Annotated in this window: 13 protein-coding genes and 1 pseudogene; 7 read left to right on the top strand and 7 right to left on the bottom strand. The window is 42.3% G+C overall.

Translation table 11 applies throughout. The features are described from left to right. Both F6K52_RS16845 and F6K52_RS16840 read left to right on the top strand, forming a co-directional pair. Positions 1-1304 (top strand): hypothetical protein (locus tag F6K52_RS16845; protein ID WP_364418133.1); only part of this gene is annotated, 1304 nt, incomplete at its 5' end. Positions 1305-1488: 184 nt separating this feature from the next. Further along, complete coding sequence (locus tag F6K52_RS16840; RefSeq protein ID WP_293079597.1) at positions 1489-3840, top strand: tetratricopeptide repeat protein; 2352 nt, start codon at positions 1489-1491, stop codon at positions 3838-3840. A gap of 165 nt (positions 3841-4005) precedes the next feature. Here F6K52_RS16840 and F6K52_RS16835 read toward each other — a convergent pair whose 3' ends face one another. Further along, positions 4006-5115 carry a cyclic nucleotide-binding domain-containing protein gene (locus F6K52_RS16835; RefSeq protein WP_293079594.1) on the bottom strand — a complete coding sequence of 370 codons (1110 nt, stop codon included), beginning with the start codon at positions 5113-5115 and terminating at the stop codon, positions 4006-4008. 210 nt (positions 5116-5325) lie between these two features. After that, positions 5326-6945, bottom strand: coding sequence for a cation:proton antiporter (locus F6K52_RS16830; protein ID WP_293079591.1), 1620 nt, complete (start codon positions 6943-6945; stop codon positions 5326-5328). A 96-nt stretch (positions 6946-7041) separates the two neighbouring features. On the opposite strand from F6K52_RS16830, the gene F6K52_RS16825 reads away from it, so the two are divergent. Both F6K52_RS16825 and F6K52_RS16820 read left to right on the top strand, forming a co-directional pair. Further along, on the top strand, positions 7042-8283 hold the full coding sequence (locus F6K52_RS16825; protein ID WP_293079588.1) for a tetratricopeptide repeat protein: 1242 nt from the start codon (positions 7042-7044) through the stop codon (positions 8281-8283). Between the two features lie 480 nt (positions 8284-8763). Then, positions 8764-9531, top strand: a complete 768-nt coding sequence (locus F6K52_RS16820) for a hypothetical protein (protein ID WP_293079585.1) — start codon at positions 8764-8766, stop codon at positions 9529-9531. A gap of 57 nt (positions 9532-9588) precedes the next feature. Here F6K52_RS16820 and F6K52_RS16815 read toward each other — a convergent pair whose 3' ends face one another. Beyond that, the gene (locus tag F6K52_RS16815) at positions 9589-10566 is read right to left on the bottom strand and encodes a metal ABC transporter substrate-binding protein (RefSeq protein ID WP_293079583.1); all 978 of its coding nucleotides are present in this window, start codon (positions 10564-10566) and stop codon (positions 9589-9591) included. A 199-nt stretch (positions 10567-10765) separates the two neighbouring features. Between F6K52_RS16815 and F6K52_RS16810 the strand changes: the two genes are divergently transcribed. After that, a complete protein-coding gene (locus tag F6K52_RS16810) occupies positions 10766-11584 on the top strand; it encodes a metal ABC transporter ATP-binding protein (RefSeq protein ID WP_293079580.1) in 819 nt (272 codons plus the stop codon). Positions 11585-11814: 230 nt separating this feature from the next. Then, positions 11815-12702, top strand: coding sequence for a metal ABC transporter permease (locus F6K52_RS16805; RefSeq protein ID WP_293079600.1), 888 nt, complete (start codon positions 11815-11817; stop codon positions 12700-12702). 445 nt (positions 12703-13147) lie between these two features. Here F6K52_RS16805 and F6K52_RS16800 read toward each other — a convergent pair whose 3' ends face one another. Then, positions 13148-13339: a hypothetical protein gene (locus tag F6K52_RS16800; protein ID WP_293079577.1), complete on the bottom strand. Its 192-nt coding sequence runs from the start codon at positions 13337-13339 to the stop codon at positions 13148-13150. Positions 13340-13482: 143 nt separating this feature from the next. After that, on the bottom strand, positions 13483-14814 hold the full coding sequence (locus F6K52_RS16795) for a transposase (RefSeq protein WP_293079574.1): 1332 nt from the start codon (positions 14812-14814) through the stop codon (positions 13483-13485). Between the two features lie 91 nt (positions 14815-14905). Between F6K52_RS16795 and tnpA the strand changes: the two are divergent. Then, positions 14906-15301, top strand: a pseudogene (tnpA, locus tag F6K52_RS16790) (IS200/IS605 family transposase). Between the two features lie 372 nt (positions 15302-15673). Here tnpA and F6K52_RS16785 read toward each other — a convergent pair. Both F6K52_RS16785 and F6K52_RS16780 read right to left on the bottom strand, forming a co-directional pair. Further along, positions 15674-16222 (bottom strand): calcium-binding protein, encoded by a 549-nt coding sequence (locus tag F6K52_RS16785; RefSeq protein WP_293079571.1) that lies wholly within the window; start codon positions 16220-16222, stop codon positions 15674-15676. 315 nt (positions 16223-16537) lie between these two features. Continuing rightward, the coding region (locus F6K52_RS16780) for a calcium-binding protein (RefSeq protein WP_293079569.1) at positions 16538-17190 on the bottom strand (653 nt) is incomplete at its 5' end.

Raw genomic sequence — 17190 nt, 5'->3', positions numbered from 1 at the left:
TGTTCAACTCTACCAATTTGTCTGAGAAGCCTCAGGAGGACTGGGCTGTTAAGGATTCATGCACGAGGATGAGGGCTAGGTTTCAAGCAAACCCGAAAAACGAATTCTACTCGGTTACTAGCGGACAAGAATTTGGTTGTAGCTACACAAACGAAAGCTGCCTGAGGGACTTTGATAGGACTGTAGGTTTATCCAAGCAATATGACCCTAAGAGCTTCCAGCCCAGTGAAGATAATTGGGTATCGATTGAGCCTAAGAAGCTGGCACAAATCAACTTTGAGGAAGCACCAGAGCGTCCATTAATTCCAGAGATTGAGCCTAAGGATGATAACCCATTAGCTCCGACCCTAAATGTACAAGGTGCCTTTCTAAATCAGGTAGACACATCAGCCAGACTAAGGCTGCAAGGAACTTATCCTATTTCTCCCCATGCTTTGTTTGGTGCCACAGTTGACCTCACCACTGGGAATGGCTTTTCCGACACCGAGGAAACGGGGTTAAGTCTCAATGAACTTTACTTTACGACTTCTGTGCCTAGCTATTCTAATCTGCGCTTTGTGGTTGGTCTAATGGATTTGACATCTTATTTTGACCGCAATAGCTTTGCTAAAGATAGTACGACCCATTTCTTTAACCCGGTGTTTCAGACGAATCCTGCTCTGGCAGCAGCTGGTATTGCGTCCCGTCCGGGGGTTCTGCTCAACTGGAATTTAACCGACAACCTGGAAGTAAGAGCTGCGGGCTTTTCTTCAGACCGAGACCTGGATGATTTTGCCTTTGATGGGTTTTCTTCCGAGCTAGCTTTCCGGGTAGGTACAGCAATCCTTCGGGGGACTTACCTATCGGCTCGGGATGCTCAGAAAGATGGATTCCAGGAAATTTTTTCTTTGAACCGAGGGGATAACGAGTTTGGTCCGAAGTCTTCTGACCGCGAAGAAGCTTACGGGATTAATGGAGAACTATATATTCCTGCCCTGAAGATGGGACTGTTTGGGCGGTATGGTTGGTACGAAAATCTTGATTTAGATGAAAGCGGGGATACCTACAGTGTGGGTCTGAACCTCTTAGATTTGTTTATGGATGATGACCGACTAGGGCTTGGCTATGGTCGGCAATTGTCTAATGATGACTTGCGCGAGGACGAAGGTAATAAAGTACCAGATGTTTGGGAATTGTTCTATGACGTGCGTGTTTCACCTAATGTGCGTGCAGGTGTGACTTTGCAAGGACGAGATGAGTTTTCAGATACAATTCTTGGTGTTCGAGTCAGGGCTGATTTTGATGTGAGTAATCTGTGGGATTGAGTGCTGAGTAATGAGTAATAGGTTTTTCAAGCTACTCGCTAATAGAATTGCTGACATAGATAGAACATAGACACTGATTCATCATTCATGCTTAATAGTTCATGCTTGATAGTTTAGCCTTGATAGTTTATCCTTCATCCTTGATAGTTAATCCTTGATAGTTCATACTTCATCCTTTTGACCAATGAATAACAATTCTCTTGGCAAAAAAAATTTCCACTGGCAGCGTTGGTGGGTCTTTTTGATGGTTTTTGGGTTAGCAGGAGTATTAATCTTCAGCCCAGTTGAATCGGTGGTACCAGCGCTCCAAGCACAAGTTACTTCTGCAGTACGCCGAGGTTACTCTCTGTTAAAGAAAGGATGGGTGGATAATGCGATCGCAACCTTTGAACAAGCTCTAAAAGGTTCTCCCCAATCCAAGGAAGGGAGGTTAGGTCTAGCGATCGCGTATCAGCGAGCAGGGCGAGATGCAGATGCTTGGGCTGCTTATCAACAAGTCTTAGCCATCGACCCAAACAATAAAGAGGCTCTCGAAGCAGTAGGAGAATTGGGAGGTTATCGTCCTGAATGGCAGACGGATGGGATTGAAGCCCTAACTACTTTATTAAACCTAACTCCTAATGATACTACTGCTCGTGCTCAGCGGGCTTTACTGCTTGGCTACCAAGGTCGTTTTCCGGAAGCCCTAGATGATTATGAAATTGTGCTGGAGAGCAACCCGACACCAGAAATCATGCTTGGTGCTGCTCAAATCTATACCTATAGTGGTGACTATCAGCAAGGGTTGGAGCTATTTGATCGTTACCAAGCTAGCGGTAAGCCAATTCCGGGAAATGCAGCGGGAGCCTATGCTCTGGCTCTACGGGAAACTGGCAATCCTGTTCAGGCGGTACAGGTACTGGAAGCTCAACTCAATCAATTTTCCCAATCCTATGGCAATGATACCTATCTACGGGCTGATTTAGCTCAAGCTTATCAAGCCTCTGGGCAACTGACAGAAGCTTTGTCTGTCCTAGAACCGTTGCGAGGGAGGGATGAGGCGGCTTTACCCTTAGCCCGGGCTCTTTCACAAATTGGTCGTCGTGAGAGTCGCTCTGACCTAACCGAAGACGCGGTTACTCTCTACCGTGAGGTACTGGCCTCAACACCAAACCCATCTTCTGCTTTAGTCAGGGAAGTGGCTGATGTGATGAGTGAGCTACCAAGCCAGTGGGCATCAGCTCTACAGCTTTATCAGCAGTTGACCGAGGAGCAGTCGAATAACCAAAGTTTTTTGGTAAAGTCGAATAACCACAGCTTGTTGGTTAAGCAGATTATTCTAGAAGGTAAATTGGGTCAGTTATCCCGAACTCAACGGCGACAGCGGCTGCTTGAGATAACCCAAACCCTACCGAGTGAAGCAGCTCAGCAACGAGATTTAGCCCAAGCTTTGTTGCGTCTAGACCCTCCTGATCCAGAACTGCTTAGTGTTTACCAAGATTTGCTGGCTACAGGGGTAGATGTACCGTTTTTGCATTTCCGTGTTGCTCAGATTTTGATAAAGCAGAATCGACTAGCCCAGGCAACAAGTGCCATTGATAGTTATAGGGCAACCTCTAGTGGTAGTTCCGACCAGAGTACGGAATTATTGCTAGCAGATATTGACCGTCGCCAGGGAAATCTCGATGCCAGTATCCAGCGGTATCAGAGAATTATTCGGAGTAACCCAAATAATAATTTGTTCAATGGTGCTTTGCGGGGGTTAGCGGGAATTCACATTGCCCAAGGTGAGCCACAGAAAGCTCTGGTTATCTATGACCAGCTGCTATCTCGCGATCGCAATGATTTATTAGCCCAGCTGGGGCGTACTAGTGTGGCATATCAAACTAAACGTATTGACCAACAGGAAGCGGAAGGGGTTCTCAATCAATGGCTACAGACTCAGCCTTCTATTGATCCACCGCCGGAATTGTTGAGTTTGGTGGGTGCTTTGCCTGCTGACCCAGCACGAGAAACCCTGTACATTACTCTACTAGAGGTCTCACCAGATAATGCTCCTGTACAATTGCGACGGCTACAGGTTTTAGCACAGCGAGACCCTAAGTTAGCTAAAGCTGAAATAGCTGAGTGGATTGCCGGTAATCCTGATAATATCGATGCCTACTTTGTCCAGGGAGAATTGGCTATGGGATTGAGGGATTTGCGATTAGCTAGCAACGCTTACGAAGAAATTTTGGAACGGGATCCTAATCAAATTGGTGCCTTACTAGCGTTGGCAGGAATTAACTTTACTCAACAGCACTATGCTAAGGCAACGGGGTTTTATAAACAGATACTAGAACTGGAGCCCAAGAATTTATCGGCTCGCCAAAACTTGGCTGAATTAAGTGTTGCCCAAGATTTTCCGTTTACAGCCCTCCAACGGTTTGAAGGACTCAACTCGGAAGAGAAAGAGTCTACAGGGACAGCTAATCCTAAGCTCGATAATCGCATCCTGCGGCTGGAGGTAGATATTCTAAAACGGCGGGGTTTTCAGCCTTATTGGGAGCGGTACTAATACCCTGTCAATTGAGTTTTTAGGATTAGGGCAATATTTTAGCTTGTAGGTGTTAGCTTTTAGGTGTTAGGTTTTAGTCATTAAAGCCTAGCACCTGATAGCATTTCTATTTTATTTCTGAACCAAACACCCTGTTTAAATAAGACTTGAAGCTAGTTTAACATCTCAAATTAAACTTATATATATAAATAGATAGCCAAGAAGGTAATGGACTAATGATACCCCTATCAAATTGTAACTACGTAGGTAAATTAGACCAAATATTTCCCCAGCAACCAATGTAACTAGTATCGCTTGAGTTCCTAGGCTAACGTGAAACATTCCAAATAAAATTGCTGAAATGAAAACAGAAAAGTAACCTTTTTCATCTAGGAGAAATCGTTGCAAAGCTGTTTGTACAGTAGCTCGGACAAACTCTTGCATATAAGAGTGTATAAAATAAGTCAATGACATCAAGGATACTAAAGATATCGGAAACTTTAATATTTTTGATGTTAATTGATTTCCGGTCGTAATTAGATCTATTCCAAACGCTATTAACCCTATTAATATAATTCCTATTACACTGATTATCAAGCCCTCTAAAACAGATTTTTTAAAATTTATTTTTGTCACTCCTACTTTATCTAAAGAAATATTAAACTTTGTCAAAGTAATTAAAGCAGGAATGACTATTACTACAAGATGTATCCAAATAAACGCCACTGAATAAAGATTCAGAAAATTTGGGAAAAAATCATCCAAACATGAATTAATCAGTATTGCGATCAGCGACATCACGAATATGATTACGAAAAACAAGCCAAAATTATTGCGTTCTTTTAGCTGGTCGATTTGTTCTTGGAGATTAGCTATATATTGAGTAGTCCAATATCGTAGACGCTTACTGACGTCATAGGTTATTGCTTCATCTATAATCTTGATGATTTCTTTAGCCTCATCCACATTCTCGAGCAGCTGGCTTCTAGATAAGATATAAACTTCAGTATTCGGTTGTGCTATTACAGAGCAAGTTCTAGGTCCTTCATCGAAGAATGACATTTCTCCGAAAGTTTCCCCGGCTAGGATTTCTCCAAATTTAATATTTGTATTAGTACGGGTTTCAACTTTTAATAAATCAACGGTTCCTGATAGAATAAAATAAATTTCACTACTATATTCTCCTTCTTTGACAATCAACTCTTTCTGAGAGTATTTTTTTATTTCTCCAATCCTCTCTACCTCTTTTAACTGATCTTCGTTCAGGTATCCTAAAATTTCAAACTTCTCTAACATGGATTAATACTGCCCATTTCAGGGTAAAAATAAATCAAATCAACAAATCAAATCAACGACTTAGTCGCTGTTTTTTTTTAAAGTATCAAAAAATGATACAGATGGCAAAGCCATAATTTAAAAAATTATGACTGTGATGTATTTTGCTCTTTACTTACGTATTACCACTGACATTATAACGGTTTGTGGTTTGTTTTAAGAGCGATTGCTTTAGTGGTGGGAAGCTTCAGAGGTTCGTTCTACTTCTTCAACCAAAATTACTGGAATTGGACTGGTTTCTAACACTGCCTGAGATACAGAACCAACCAGCACTTGCTGCCAGGGTTTATGTCCCCGTTTTCCCATCACTATATCTGTTACTTGATGCTCTTGGGCTATGCGAACAATTTCTTCGGGAATCGAACCGGTTACGGTAATAAACTGATGCCGAATATCCAAGAGCAAGCGTTTGGTTTGGTTCTGTAACTGCTTGACTTCTGGCTGATTTGATGTTTTGGTCACATGTAAAATAATAACTTCCCCATTACTTCGTCTTGCTAAATCTGCTACTTTAGTTAATACGTGGGTGGCTAAACTAGAGGTATCGACAGCGGCTAGTAGCAGAGTATCAGAGGCAACGGTTACTTTGGTGGGGTCTACAGGGTCTTGGGATAAGAGTTTAGGGGCAAAGGTGGGAATTGCCCAAGCCCCTAGGGGTGCGGTAATCAAAATCGAGAGGGCTGCGATCGCTAAAATTGTCTGACCTCCTTCTAGCCCTTGACTCAAGGGAATACCACCAATGGCTGCTTGTACTGTGGCTTTTGCGGAGTTTCCAGGCAACAAAAACAGTTTCTCTTGCCAAGTCCAATTACTGCCCAATGTGGAGAGATACCACCCGACCATCCGACCGATAAATAAGCCAATTGCGAGGATTACAATGCCAGGTAACAGGGTTGTTTCTAATACCCGCAGTTGAATACTGGCTCCCATCAAGACAAATAGAATAATCTCTGCTACTACCCACAGATGGTTAAATTCTACTCGCAAGCGCCGTGCTAAGGGAGGGTCTAATTGTATTAGGAAAAATCCCATTGCCATGGTAGCTAAATAGCCAGAAAAATATGGCATAGTTTTAGCTAAAACTACCAATAATAAGGCAAGTGCTGCGGTAATTAAGGTATCTTGGACGATAGTTTCGGTCCAATTTTGTTTGGTTAATAGGAAAATAATTAACTGAGCAGCGATATATCCAATTAAGACACCAAGGGCGACCTGGATTAGAACTTGCAGGGGCAGGAATTGGAGAGCATTACTGTTGATCGTTCCCTGTGCCAAGAAATTCACCATCAAACTGAAAAGTAGCAATACTAGGACATCAGATAAGGCACTCCCAGTCAGAATCACATCTGGTATCCCTTTAGCTACGCCCCAGCCTAAACTCTTGAGTCGCAGCATTCCTGGCACAATCACGGCTGGGGATTCTGCTCCCACCACACAGCCTAGGAGTAATCCAGTGGGAAAATTGAAATTAAACAGTATCATGGCGGCAACAGCTACTGCGATCGCTTCGGTGATGGCGGGCAAAATGCCTAACCTTACCGCAACAGTTCCTTGCTCCAGGAGTTTCTCAATATCCAATCCTAGTCCTGCCCGCATTAAAATGACCATAACTGCGAAGGTGCGTAGGTCATCAGCCATAACTAGGACTTGTGGTGCGATCGCATCCCCCACTTCTGGTCCGATCAGGATACCCACCACAATCATGCCAATCAAAGGAGGTGCTCCCAACCGACGGGCAAGTTGACCCCCAAAAAAGCCCATCAATAAGATCCATATTGTACTGGCTAGCATCCGAAATCTTCGCGCTCGTATATAAAATGTAATTACTTGTCGCTCAATTATGAAAACACAGTTGATTCGGATTGGCAATACTTGATATCAGTTGTTATGAAAATAAAGCCTAACCTTGCTATTACTTTGGCTACTTTACTGCTATCAGTTGAGGGGGCAATTGCTCAACCTAATTCATCATTTACTAACGCTACACCACCGACTCCACTACTGTCGGAGCAACAACGGGAGGAAGTGGAAAGGTTAATTAATGAGCATCTAGAGAAAAGTTACACAATTCGCAATCAGATCCAATCGGAAGTTCATCGAACCTTTGACTGGACGATTAACCTGCTCAACCTTTTAATTACAGTACTAATAGCCATTCCTATTGTTACTAGTCTGGCAGTGCTATTGTTACGTCGTAGCATCATCAACCAATTAGTGTTGGAGACGCAAAAGCAATTCCAAGAAGAAGCTGAACAAAAAATAAAAGAGCAAATTGATGCTGAAGTCACTACGGAATTAAAACGACAAGTTGAAGCTTTTAAGGAGGAGCTGGAAACCCTTAAATCTGATTTAGTTTCTCAACTCCAGCATCTAGTTGTGGCTGCTCAACATGAGAAAGAGCAGATTTTTAACGAAATTTCTCGAATTACTCCGTCTATTATCCAAGAAGAATTTGTTGCTCCAGAAGTCCAACAAAAACTGGAAGAGCTAACTAAACAGCTGGAGTCCTTAAAGTCTGCTAATCCCCAGCTCTACTTAACAGTTGATGACTATATCAATCAAGGGCACGCTCTCTGGATTGAAAATCGCTATGAAGATGCGATCGCATCCTATGAAAAAGCGCTTCAGCTCCAGCCAGATTCCGATGTGGCTTGGTCAGGAAAAGGCCAAGCCCTGCAGAGATTAAAGCGATATGAAGAATCCCTCGCTGCCCATGCCGAGGCCATTAAAATTAATCCGAACAACTTTAGGAGTTGGTTTGGACAAGGTTATACTCTCAGATATATGGAACAGTATGAACAAGCACTGATTTCCTATGATCAGGTTATTCAGCTCAACCCAGATTTTCATCATGCTTGGAACCATAGAGCCTATGCCTTGATCAAACTTGGTCGCTATCAAGAAGCCTGGCACAGTTTGGAAAGAGTAAGGCAGGTAAAATCAAATTCATCTAGTCTTTACTACAACGAAGCTTGTTATTATGCCTTAAACGGTGAGATTGACTCAGCAATTGCTAGTCTAAAACAAGCGATGAGTTTGAATGATAGACTTAAGTCTATCATTAATATTGAGGCGGATTTTGACATGATTAAAGACGAGCAACGGTTCCAAGAGCTAATTAATCCATAGATCTGACCATTGTATTTATCTCTTTGTCTACCTTTGCTGGCATCTAGAGAGCAGGTAGCTACTGGTAGTGAGCAGACAGTTTAAGGGTTTTGAAATTGCCTATATCGTCTCATTCGTTACATGTCCTAATTCATCCGTTACCCCATCTGCTCCATCTACTTGAATGTACAAGTTACCAGTGTGATAGCTTAGTTTTTTGTAATTTGGTAACTTATCGCACATTTCTTCTATTTAATCTTGTCCAGCCAATTCCCAATTTCTAATTTTTCAAGCCAAAATATTAAGTAATACCATGTTGCATTCCTTGGGGTAACTATGTTTAAGGTTGACCGTTGAGGGTTAAATGTTAACTATTAATAGTCAAATACTAGTCAAATACTAGTCAACACCAACGGTAATCCTATCAGTAAATTACCACTTTGACCGCCACTTGGTATAGGCAAGTTAAATGGGTGACTACAGCATAGAAGGAGAGTGGCCGTGACAAGCCTTAATAAATTAATAGACCAAATTAAGACAGAGTTATCTGACGAATTCAGTGAGCGGTTGCGCAAAATGCTGATGAGCCAGGATAAAGAGTGGTTAGTAGAGCAGATCATCTCATTAACCTTAAACCGAGACAACCAATTGGTCTGTGGGATACAACCGCCAACTACCCAGAAGCTAGCTCTAGCCTTAGAAGATAAAGAAAGAAAACACCGGGCTAGACTTGAACGCATCTCTAAGATAGAGCTTGATGAGGACAAACTAGCCCAAATTATCAAGAGGTATAAGAGACTAGATCGGGAGCAACTCGAAGCACAAGGATACCTAAATAATCCCCCTCAAAAAGGGACAGCCCTAATTACTAATGCCGAAAGGAGTAGTAAGGGTAATGAACTTTTGCTTGAAGCTAAAGATGTTTTTTACGCACTGCTCTTTGGGGATGAAGATACTAATGTTCGATTTCTTCGAGTAGAACGGGAATTGTTGACGCTGATCGTACCAGAGCATAAATTCCACGTTATAGACTTCATGGTAGCGGTAACCCAAATAGGAGGAGAAGGGACCTGGAAAGATCCTAATAATGTCTCCCATGACGACCGGGAAAAAAATATTATCTTGCAAACGGAATACGGTGAAGTCAAGAGCGAACTGATTAGTGAAGGGTTACTGGCTACTGTTAAAATTATCAATAATATGGAAATAAATGAACAGGTACTTTATTTTCGGATGATGGATGTGGAGCAAAGTTCCTTGATTGCTTAAATTATTAAAAACTAAAACAAGTTTCTGGCAAATAGCCAACTGTATTAGTAAACTACATTACTCAACTGGATTAAACGTTTGATATTTCCCTCCTAAGCCTTCAACAACTGTTTCAGTATTAGTGATTAACATTTTGATGTAAGTATCGGCTTCACTACCTGGTACACCTAAGGAATCAGAGTATAATTCTTGTGGGGCTAATTTCACCCCAGCTTCCTGAGCCACAGTGTTGATCAAAGCTGGGTTGATCGTGGTTTCCGCAAAAATCACCGGAACCCCAATTTTTTTGATAGCGTCTGCCAAACCCTTGACAGTCTGAGCACTGGGTTGTTCCTCAGTACTGATGCCAATTAAGGTTCCAGCTACTGGTATGCCATAGGCACTAGCATAATATTGAAAAGCATCATGAGTTGTGACTAGGTAGCGGTGCTTCTTAGGAATAGTTTGAATCTGCTGGATAATCCAAGCATCAAGCTTTTTTAATTCAGCAGTTAGCTGTGCTGCATTCTTGGTAAATTCTTCCTTGTCCTCTGGTGAGAGTTCAATCAACTGATCCCGAATGGCATTCACCATTGCGATCGCATTTTTAGCATCTCCCCAAACATGAGGATCCGGTTCCTTCTTTCCTTCGTATTCAAAATCCAAGGGTGACACCACTTCCCCAACCGCAAAGCTCTTGATGTTAACCCCAGCCGACTTAATCAGCTTAATCAGTGCTGGTTCCAGATTGTAGCCATTGTATAAAATCAGATTAGCTTGTTCCAACGCAATAGTATCTGCTGGGACTGGCTCATAGACATGGGGATCTGCTCCCGGTTTTAGGATACCCGTCAGTTCAATTTCATCTCCTCCTACTTGTTTCGTCCAGTCGGTAATCATAGTGCTAGTGGTCACTACATTGGGCTTATCATCGCCATCAATACCACTCTGGTTTGTTCCGGTAGTATCACACCCACTGATCCAGACTCCTAAAATGATTACTACTGTCAGCCACCATTGGCGCTTTCTACTGTGAGACTGAGTAATTACTCTCATCGCTTAATCGTTATCTTTTGATCAGAACTTACGCACCAATACAGCACCGGCACTCGCTGCATTGCTATCAATCAAAGGCTGAAATCGGTGTAATTTCCCTAAGAAACTAGGTTTGCAGCGTAAGTCCTATCATATTCTTTTCATTTTTCATGGTAAACTATTTTCATATTTGTTTCATTTTTTGCTTCCGGAACCCTCTATGCCAGATGCTGCCTCGGTTCATCACCTTGCTTCTCCTAAGAGGAAACACCAAGCTGGATATAGCAATCTGTCCCAGACAGGAACCATTACCCTAAAGCAACTGGGTGTACACTACCGCCTAGTGGAAGCACTCAGGGATATCAACTGTGAGATCAAACCAGGACGATTAACCGGAATTATTGGTCCGAATGGTGCTGGGAAAAGTACTGTGATCAAAGCCATGCTGGGGTTAGTTCCCACTGCCACGGGCTTTGCTATGTATCAGGGAAAACCGTTGATAGAACAGTTAGAAAATGTGGCTTATATGCCACAGCGGACGCAAATTGACTGGACTTATCCCGCCACGGTCTGGGATGTTGTGCTAATGGGTAGAGTCCGGAAAACAGGATGGTTTCGTCGCTTTTCCACGGTATCCCGGCGGATCGCAGCGGATGCAATTGAACAAGTTGGCATGAGTGATTACCGCAATCGTCCGATTGGACAGCTATCAGGAGGACAGCAGCAGCGGGTTTTTCTCGCTAAAGCATTAGCTGAACAAGCAGATATATTCTGTTTTGATGAACCCATGGCTGGTATTGACAAAAAAACTGAAGCTGTAATTTTTACTATCCTCCATCAACTCGCCGATGCCGGAAAAATTGTGCTGGTAGTTCACCATGATTTGGGAAAAGCGATGACTCATTTTGATGATTTGATTTTGTTGAATAGGGAATTAATTGCTAGTGGCTCTAGGCAAAAGGTATTGAGTGCAGCTAATATGCAACAGGCTTATGGTGGTCAAGTCGTTTTTTGGTTAGATCCAGTTGCTGTCAAGTGAAAGAAGGCAAAAGGCACAAGGCACAAGGCAAAAGACAAAAGGCACAAGGCACAAGGCACAAGGCAAAAGGGCTCTATCTTTATTATTTTATTTCACTAATATACACTTGAAATCTAGAAGATATTACCGAAAATTATTCTATGCTTGATTAACTCTTGCCTCTTGCCTCTTGCCTCTTGCCTCTTGCCTTTCCTGAAGGAGTATGTTCACAATTCAAAGAAAAATACTATATGTTAGAGGTTTTAATTGAGCCGTTGCACTATGGGTTTATGCAGCGATCGCTAATTACTGCGGTGTTAGTGGGTATCGTTTGTGCCGCAGTTGGTAGCTACCTAATGGTACAGCGGCTTGCGTTACTCGGAGATGCTATCAGTCATTCTGTACTACCGGGATTAGCGATCGCATTTATGATCGGTGCTGACATTTTTGTGGGAGCGTTTATTGCTGGGGTAGTTAGCACTGTGGTGATTACTTGGATCAGGACGCGATCGCAAATTAAAGAAGATGCCGCCATGGGGATTGTGTTTTCCGCTTTCTTTGCCCTAGGCATCACCTTAATTACGGTGATGCAGAAAGATAACAAAATTGACCTCAATCACTTCCTATTCGGCAATATTCTGAGTGTCACCAATGAAGAAGTGATCAATACAGCCATTATCACCGCCATTGTACTATCAATCATTCTCCTGCTGTATAAAGAATTAATGTATTATACCTTTGATCCCTTAGGGGCAAAAGCAGCAGGTTTACCAACCAACTTGCTGAACTTTGGTCTGATGATCTTGATTGCCTTGACCATTGTCGCTAGCCTCAAAGGAGTTGGAGTGATTTTGGTGCTAGCCATGTTAATCACACCAGGAGCAACAGCTTACTTATTAGTCCATCGGTTGCACCAGATGATGATTTTGGGTTCAGCCCTTGGGGTAGTAGCTAGTATTACTGGTATGTACCTGAGTTATTTTTTTAATCTGCCTTCTGGACCAGCCATTGTGTTAGTAGCTTTTGGTTTATTTATGCTGGCATTTTTGTTTAGTCCCAGTCAGGGAGTTTTAACTCATCCCAGTAATCAATTAGGACAAGCACAAATTTGGCAGGAAATTAAGCGGTTGTGGCGTTGATATAGCATTTTTATTTCAGTTCTGAACATAGTCCCCCTTGAGAAATGCAAAAGGCAAGAGGCAAGAGGCAAGAGGCAAGAGATAAGAAAGGATATAGGAATTTTTGGGAATGGAAAGAACTGTCATATTTTTTTCATTGATTTGGAAATGCTATATCTGGTATGGGATTGTGCTTCGCGCACGGGTAAAAAGGAAGGCAGAAGCAAAGCAGTAAGGTTGAATCGGAGATGGTTTTTGATCACTAATTATCTTGACATAATATCATTCATTGGGGAGGATCGCAACAAGGGAAAAAGGGAGAAGATAACCGAAGTTTTAATTCTAAGATCTTCCTCACCTCCTCTAACAATAATTATGCAAAACAATGATTTTATGCTCCGGCAAGCTTTGCTCTACTGCAGGCTTGCAGAAAAATTCTAGAGAAATACCTGATCGAAATTGTCGATCAGAGTGCTAGCTTGACCTGCTGTGAACCACCGTCGATCTCGTCATTACCATCACCGCCGTAAAGGTAATTAATTCCGGCACTACCAGAAATTGTGTCATTGCCACCCAAACCGTCAATCATATCGTTTTCGACAGTGCCACACAGGATATCATCACCTGGTGTTCCTGTGGTACTATTAGTAGAACTCATTGATGTTTGCTCCGTAATTAATCAATCGTTAGCTGCTGTGTAACCCACACCTCGGTTGTATCTGAAGTCACATCTGAGGTGCTGTCTGAGGCTGTATCTAAAAACTGCTGTTTGAACTCTCCATGTTTTGAAAAACATGGATTCTAAGCTGATGTCACTTCGCGGGTTGAAACCGCGCGAAGTGACGCTTCACGATACGATCTAGAAAGAGAATCCAGTCTGTATCGTTGTGGCAGGCTCAAGTCTGCTCTACTGACCTCGGCTAGGGTTTTCCCTAGCTGTGTCACTACTTTTCTGAGGATATTACAAGCTCCGTTACAGTCGGCATTGATCAACTCACCTTTGCCTGATCTATAAAGTCCACGCTTCACTCTTTTTCCACTCGGTACCCACCCCAAGCCCGAAGGGCACGCTTCGCGAACGGGTTTTTCGCCAAGCACAGGTAGGACGTCACGATCTAAGAAGCTAGCTTTACTTGTGTAACTCTCTTCGGTTTCGACAAATTTAATTCCGTACTCAATACACAGTTGCTCAATTCGCTTTTTTAACTTAGCAGTAGGAATCTGTACAAACTGCTGATTATTCTTTTTGCCGATATTGATACTGTCTTTGTTCCTCTTGTTCCAGCCAAAAACTAATGTGCTAATTTTGTTTTTTTGACACCAATTAATAATGAATCTAGCAACCTTGTTCACGTTGTCACGCATTTGTCGGTTGCGCTTTTCGGCCAAAGAAGCCAATCGCTCATCCCAGTAGTCTTGAGGCTTTCCTTTTTTGATCGCAGCTACACGCTTGTTGTACCACTGGTTTTGGGATTTAACTTTTCTGCCATCTATAATGAAAGACTTTCCCACGTTAGAAACGCAAGTTAACCAGTTGTTTAGACCTGGATCGATGCCTAGGACATTGCTCGTTGGTGTTACTGGTTCAGGCTTTAGTCTTTCATAGACAAACTCTAAATAAAAACAGCCATTCCTTGGTAAAAAGCGATATTCTTTGATTGATATGTAGTCAATATTAGATGGCATGGGTAGTAAGAAGTGGTCAATGCCAAACCAGACCTTGACCTGCTTACCTAAAGTAAACTTAAGCTGACCTTTTACTAGTTTTACCCACCGAGCAGGATAGCTGACTACAGCCAAACCTCCCTTCTTACGGTATTTTGGAACTCTAGGCTTATAAGTTAACTTCCCTTTGTCGTACAGCTTCTTGAGAGCCTTGTACGACTTGAAAGACTCAATAACTCCGTGTAAAGTTTGTTGGGCACATGCAGACCTCATTGCTTTAAAGTGGACGTTAGTCTTCATTATTTTGTCCACTTCTGCGTTATTGAGGTATTTGCCAGATTTAAACAGTATTTGGCGACAATAATATATGCCGCAATTAGTTAGCTTGTTAGCCTCTGAGCAGATGAACTCTATGACCGCTTTATTTTCAGATGTAGTAGTTATTAAATGTTGCTGACAACCGTACATATTTTTGTCGCACCCTTGTATATATAGTATCTGTAAAATACAGCAATTATCAACAGTTTTACCAATTAAAGATCAAAATAATTTCAGGAAAATTTTTCACTATTTTACACTTAAAAAAGATCACTTTTCATGGTGTAAAAAAATAATAAAATCCGTATTAACCGGGGGATAAAAAATGAGGTTACAAGAAATTATTTTCGAGTTAGGTAATGATAATAACTGGCGGTTGATCGCCTTAGAGATAATGCCAGATCATGTCCACATGTTCTTGGAGGTGGATCCTACTTTTGCTCCGTCGGTAATAATAAAAAGAGTAAAAGGGCGAGCTTCTCACCATCTCAGAAGAGAATTCCCTGAATTACTAAAACTCGCAACTCTTTGGTCTCCTAGTTATTTCTGCTCAACCACTGGAAACGCGCTTCACAGAGACAGTAAAAAGGTATATAGCAATTCTACGACTTGTGAGGTACAAATTTCTGGTTTTTAGGGAGCAGGGAAGAGGGAAGAGGGAAAAAATAATGTGTACCTCATGAGTCCTAGAAACGCTATATCGAAAACCAAAAAGGAAAATAAAACGAGAGCCGTATGGGAATCCCGGTACGCTCCACGCCCAGGCAATAAATTAGGTGGCTAACTCTCGCTTGTTAATTTTCTGTTTTTCAGCCTCTAATGGTTAATCAAACTGAATCTGCTCTTTTTCTACAAAAGGCCAAACTCTTGTAATATTTCTTAACAAAAGTCCTGGGCAGATCAACCCTGATCAAAAATGCGCCTGAGTTCACTCAGACGCACTATGGTCATAAAATCATGATTTTATGCTCCGGCAAGCTTTGCTCTACCAGAGGCTTGCAGAAAAATTCTAGAGAAATACCTGATCAAAATTGTCGATCAGAGTGCTAGCTTGAGTCGAACTCACCACAGCCAGGAGGTCTCCGCCCCTGGAGATTTCGGCACCATTAGCACCATCAACGATGCTCAGCTGATTACCATGGCCAGCATCAAAGGTAGTCAGACCAAGCTGGAAGTTATTGATAGTATCAAAGCCATTGCCGCTTTGGAAGAAAATTAGATCTTCACCACCCCCGAGCCATAGGGTGTCGTAACCACTGCCACTGCTAATGTAATCATCGCCAGAGCCAGAATAGATGATGTCATTACCAGAACCACCAAAGATTAGATTATCACCCTCACTGGCGAAGATGGTATCGTTACCGCTATCACCGTAAATCCGATCATTCTGTGAACCACCGTAGATCAGGTCATTACCACTGCCACCGATAAGGGAATCAATTCCCTCACTACCAAAGATCGTGTCATTGCCACCCAAACCGTCAATCCGATCGTTTTCGACAGTGCCCTGAAGGGTATCATCACCTGCTGTTCCCGTGATATTATTGGTATAATACATTAATGTTTCCTCCTTAATAAGGAATCGTCATTTGCTATGTAACCCACACCTCGGTTGTATCTGAAGTTAAATCTGAGGTGCTGTCTGAGGCTGTATCGAAAAACTGCTGTGTTTTTCAGCCTCTAATGGTTAATCAAACTGAATCTGCTCTTTTTCTACAAAAGGGCAGTTTTTTGTAATGTTCCTTAACAAAACTTCTGGGCAGACCAACCCTGATCAAAAATGCGCCTGAGTTCACTCAGACGCACTATGCTCATAAAATCATGATTTTATGCTCCGGCAAGCTTTGCTCTACCAGAGGCTTGCAGAAAAACCCTAGACAAACACCTCATTGAAATTGTCAATCAGAGTGCTAGCTTGAGTGGAACGCACCACAGCTAGGAGGTCTCCGCCGCTGAAGATTTGGGCATTATTATTACTATCAACAATGCTCACATCATTAAGATTGGCAACATCAAAGGTAGTCAGACCAAGCTGGAAGTTATTGATAGTATCAAAGCCATTGCCGGTGTCGAGGACAACTATATCATCACCACCTCCTAGGTCGATAGTATCGTTACCATTGCCACTATCAATGAAATCATCGCCAGAGCCAGAAGAGATCAAGTCATCACCAGAACCACCAAAGATTCTGTTATTACCCTCAGCGCCTCTGAGGGTATCGTTACCGCTACCACCGCGAATCACATCCCGCTGTGAACCACCAAAGATTTGGTCATTACCATCACCGCCGATAAGGGTATTAACTCCCTCACTACCAAATATACTGTCATTGCCAGCAAAACCTTCAATTATATCATTATCAACAGTGCCAAAGAGATTATCATCACCTGATGTTCCCAAAATGAGACTCTCTAAGTTGATGTTGAGATCAATCGAGCCTGTGCTGGAGTCAAAGCCATCAACAGCAATTTGGTAGGTAGTACCAGCGGTAACTGTAAATTCAACTTCACTTTGCAAACCAAAGA

Source organism: Moorena sp. SIO3H5 (assembly GCF_010692395.1).
Lineage (GTDB): Bacteria > Cyanobacteriota > Cyanobacteriia > Cyanobacteriales > Coleofasciculaceae > Moorena.
The sequence above is the reverse complement of the archived record's forward strand: the minus strand, read 5'-3'. Positions and strand labels throughout refer to the sequence as shown.

Bases quoted from the DNA above. Each gene is read 5' to 3' on its own strand.
- F6K52_RS16840 (WP_293079597.1), top strand. From the start codon at position 1,489: ATGAATAACAATTCTCTTGGCAAAAAAAATTTCCACTGGCAGCGTTGG.
- F6K52_RS16835 (WP_293079594.1), bottom strand. From the start codon at position 5,115: ATGTTAGAGAAGTTTGAAATTTTAGGATACCTGAACGAAGATCAGTTA.
- F6K52_RS16830 (WP_293079591.1), bottom strand. From the start codon at position 6,945: ATGCTAGCCAGTACAATATGGATCTTATTGATGGGCTTTTTTGGGGGT.
- F6K52_RS16825 (WP_293079588.1), top strand. From the start codon at position 7,042: ATGAAAATAAAGCCTAACCTTGCTATTACTTTGGCTACTTTACTGCTA.
- F6K52_RS16815 (WP_293079583.1), bottom strand. From the start codon at position 10,566: ATGAGAGTAATTACTCAGTCTCACAGTAGAAAGCGCCAATGGTGGCTG.
- F6K52_RS16810 (WP_293079580.1), top strand. From the start codon at position 10,766: ATGCCAGATGCTGCCTCGGTTCATCACCTTGCTTCTCCTAAGAGGAAA.
- F6K52_RS16805 (WP_293079600.1), top strand. From the start codon at position 11,815: ATGTTAGAGGTTTTAATTGAGCCGTTGCACTATGGGTTTATGCAGCGA.
- F6K52_RS16800 (WP_293079577.1), bottom strand. From the start codon at position 13,339: ATGAGTTCTACTAATAGTACCACAGGAACACCAGGTGATGATATCCTG.
- F6K52_RS16795 (WP_293079574.1), bottom strand. From the start codon at position 14,814: ATGTACGGTTGTCAGCAACATTTAATAACTACTACATCTGAAAATAAA.
- F6K52_RS16785 (WP_293079571.1), bottom strand. From the start codon at position 16,222: ATGTATTATACCAATAATATCACGGGAACAGCAGGTGATGATACCCTT.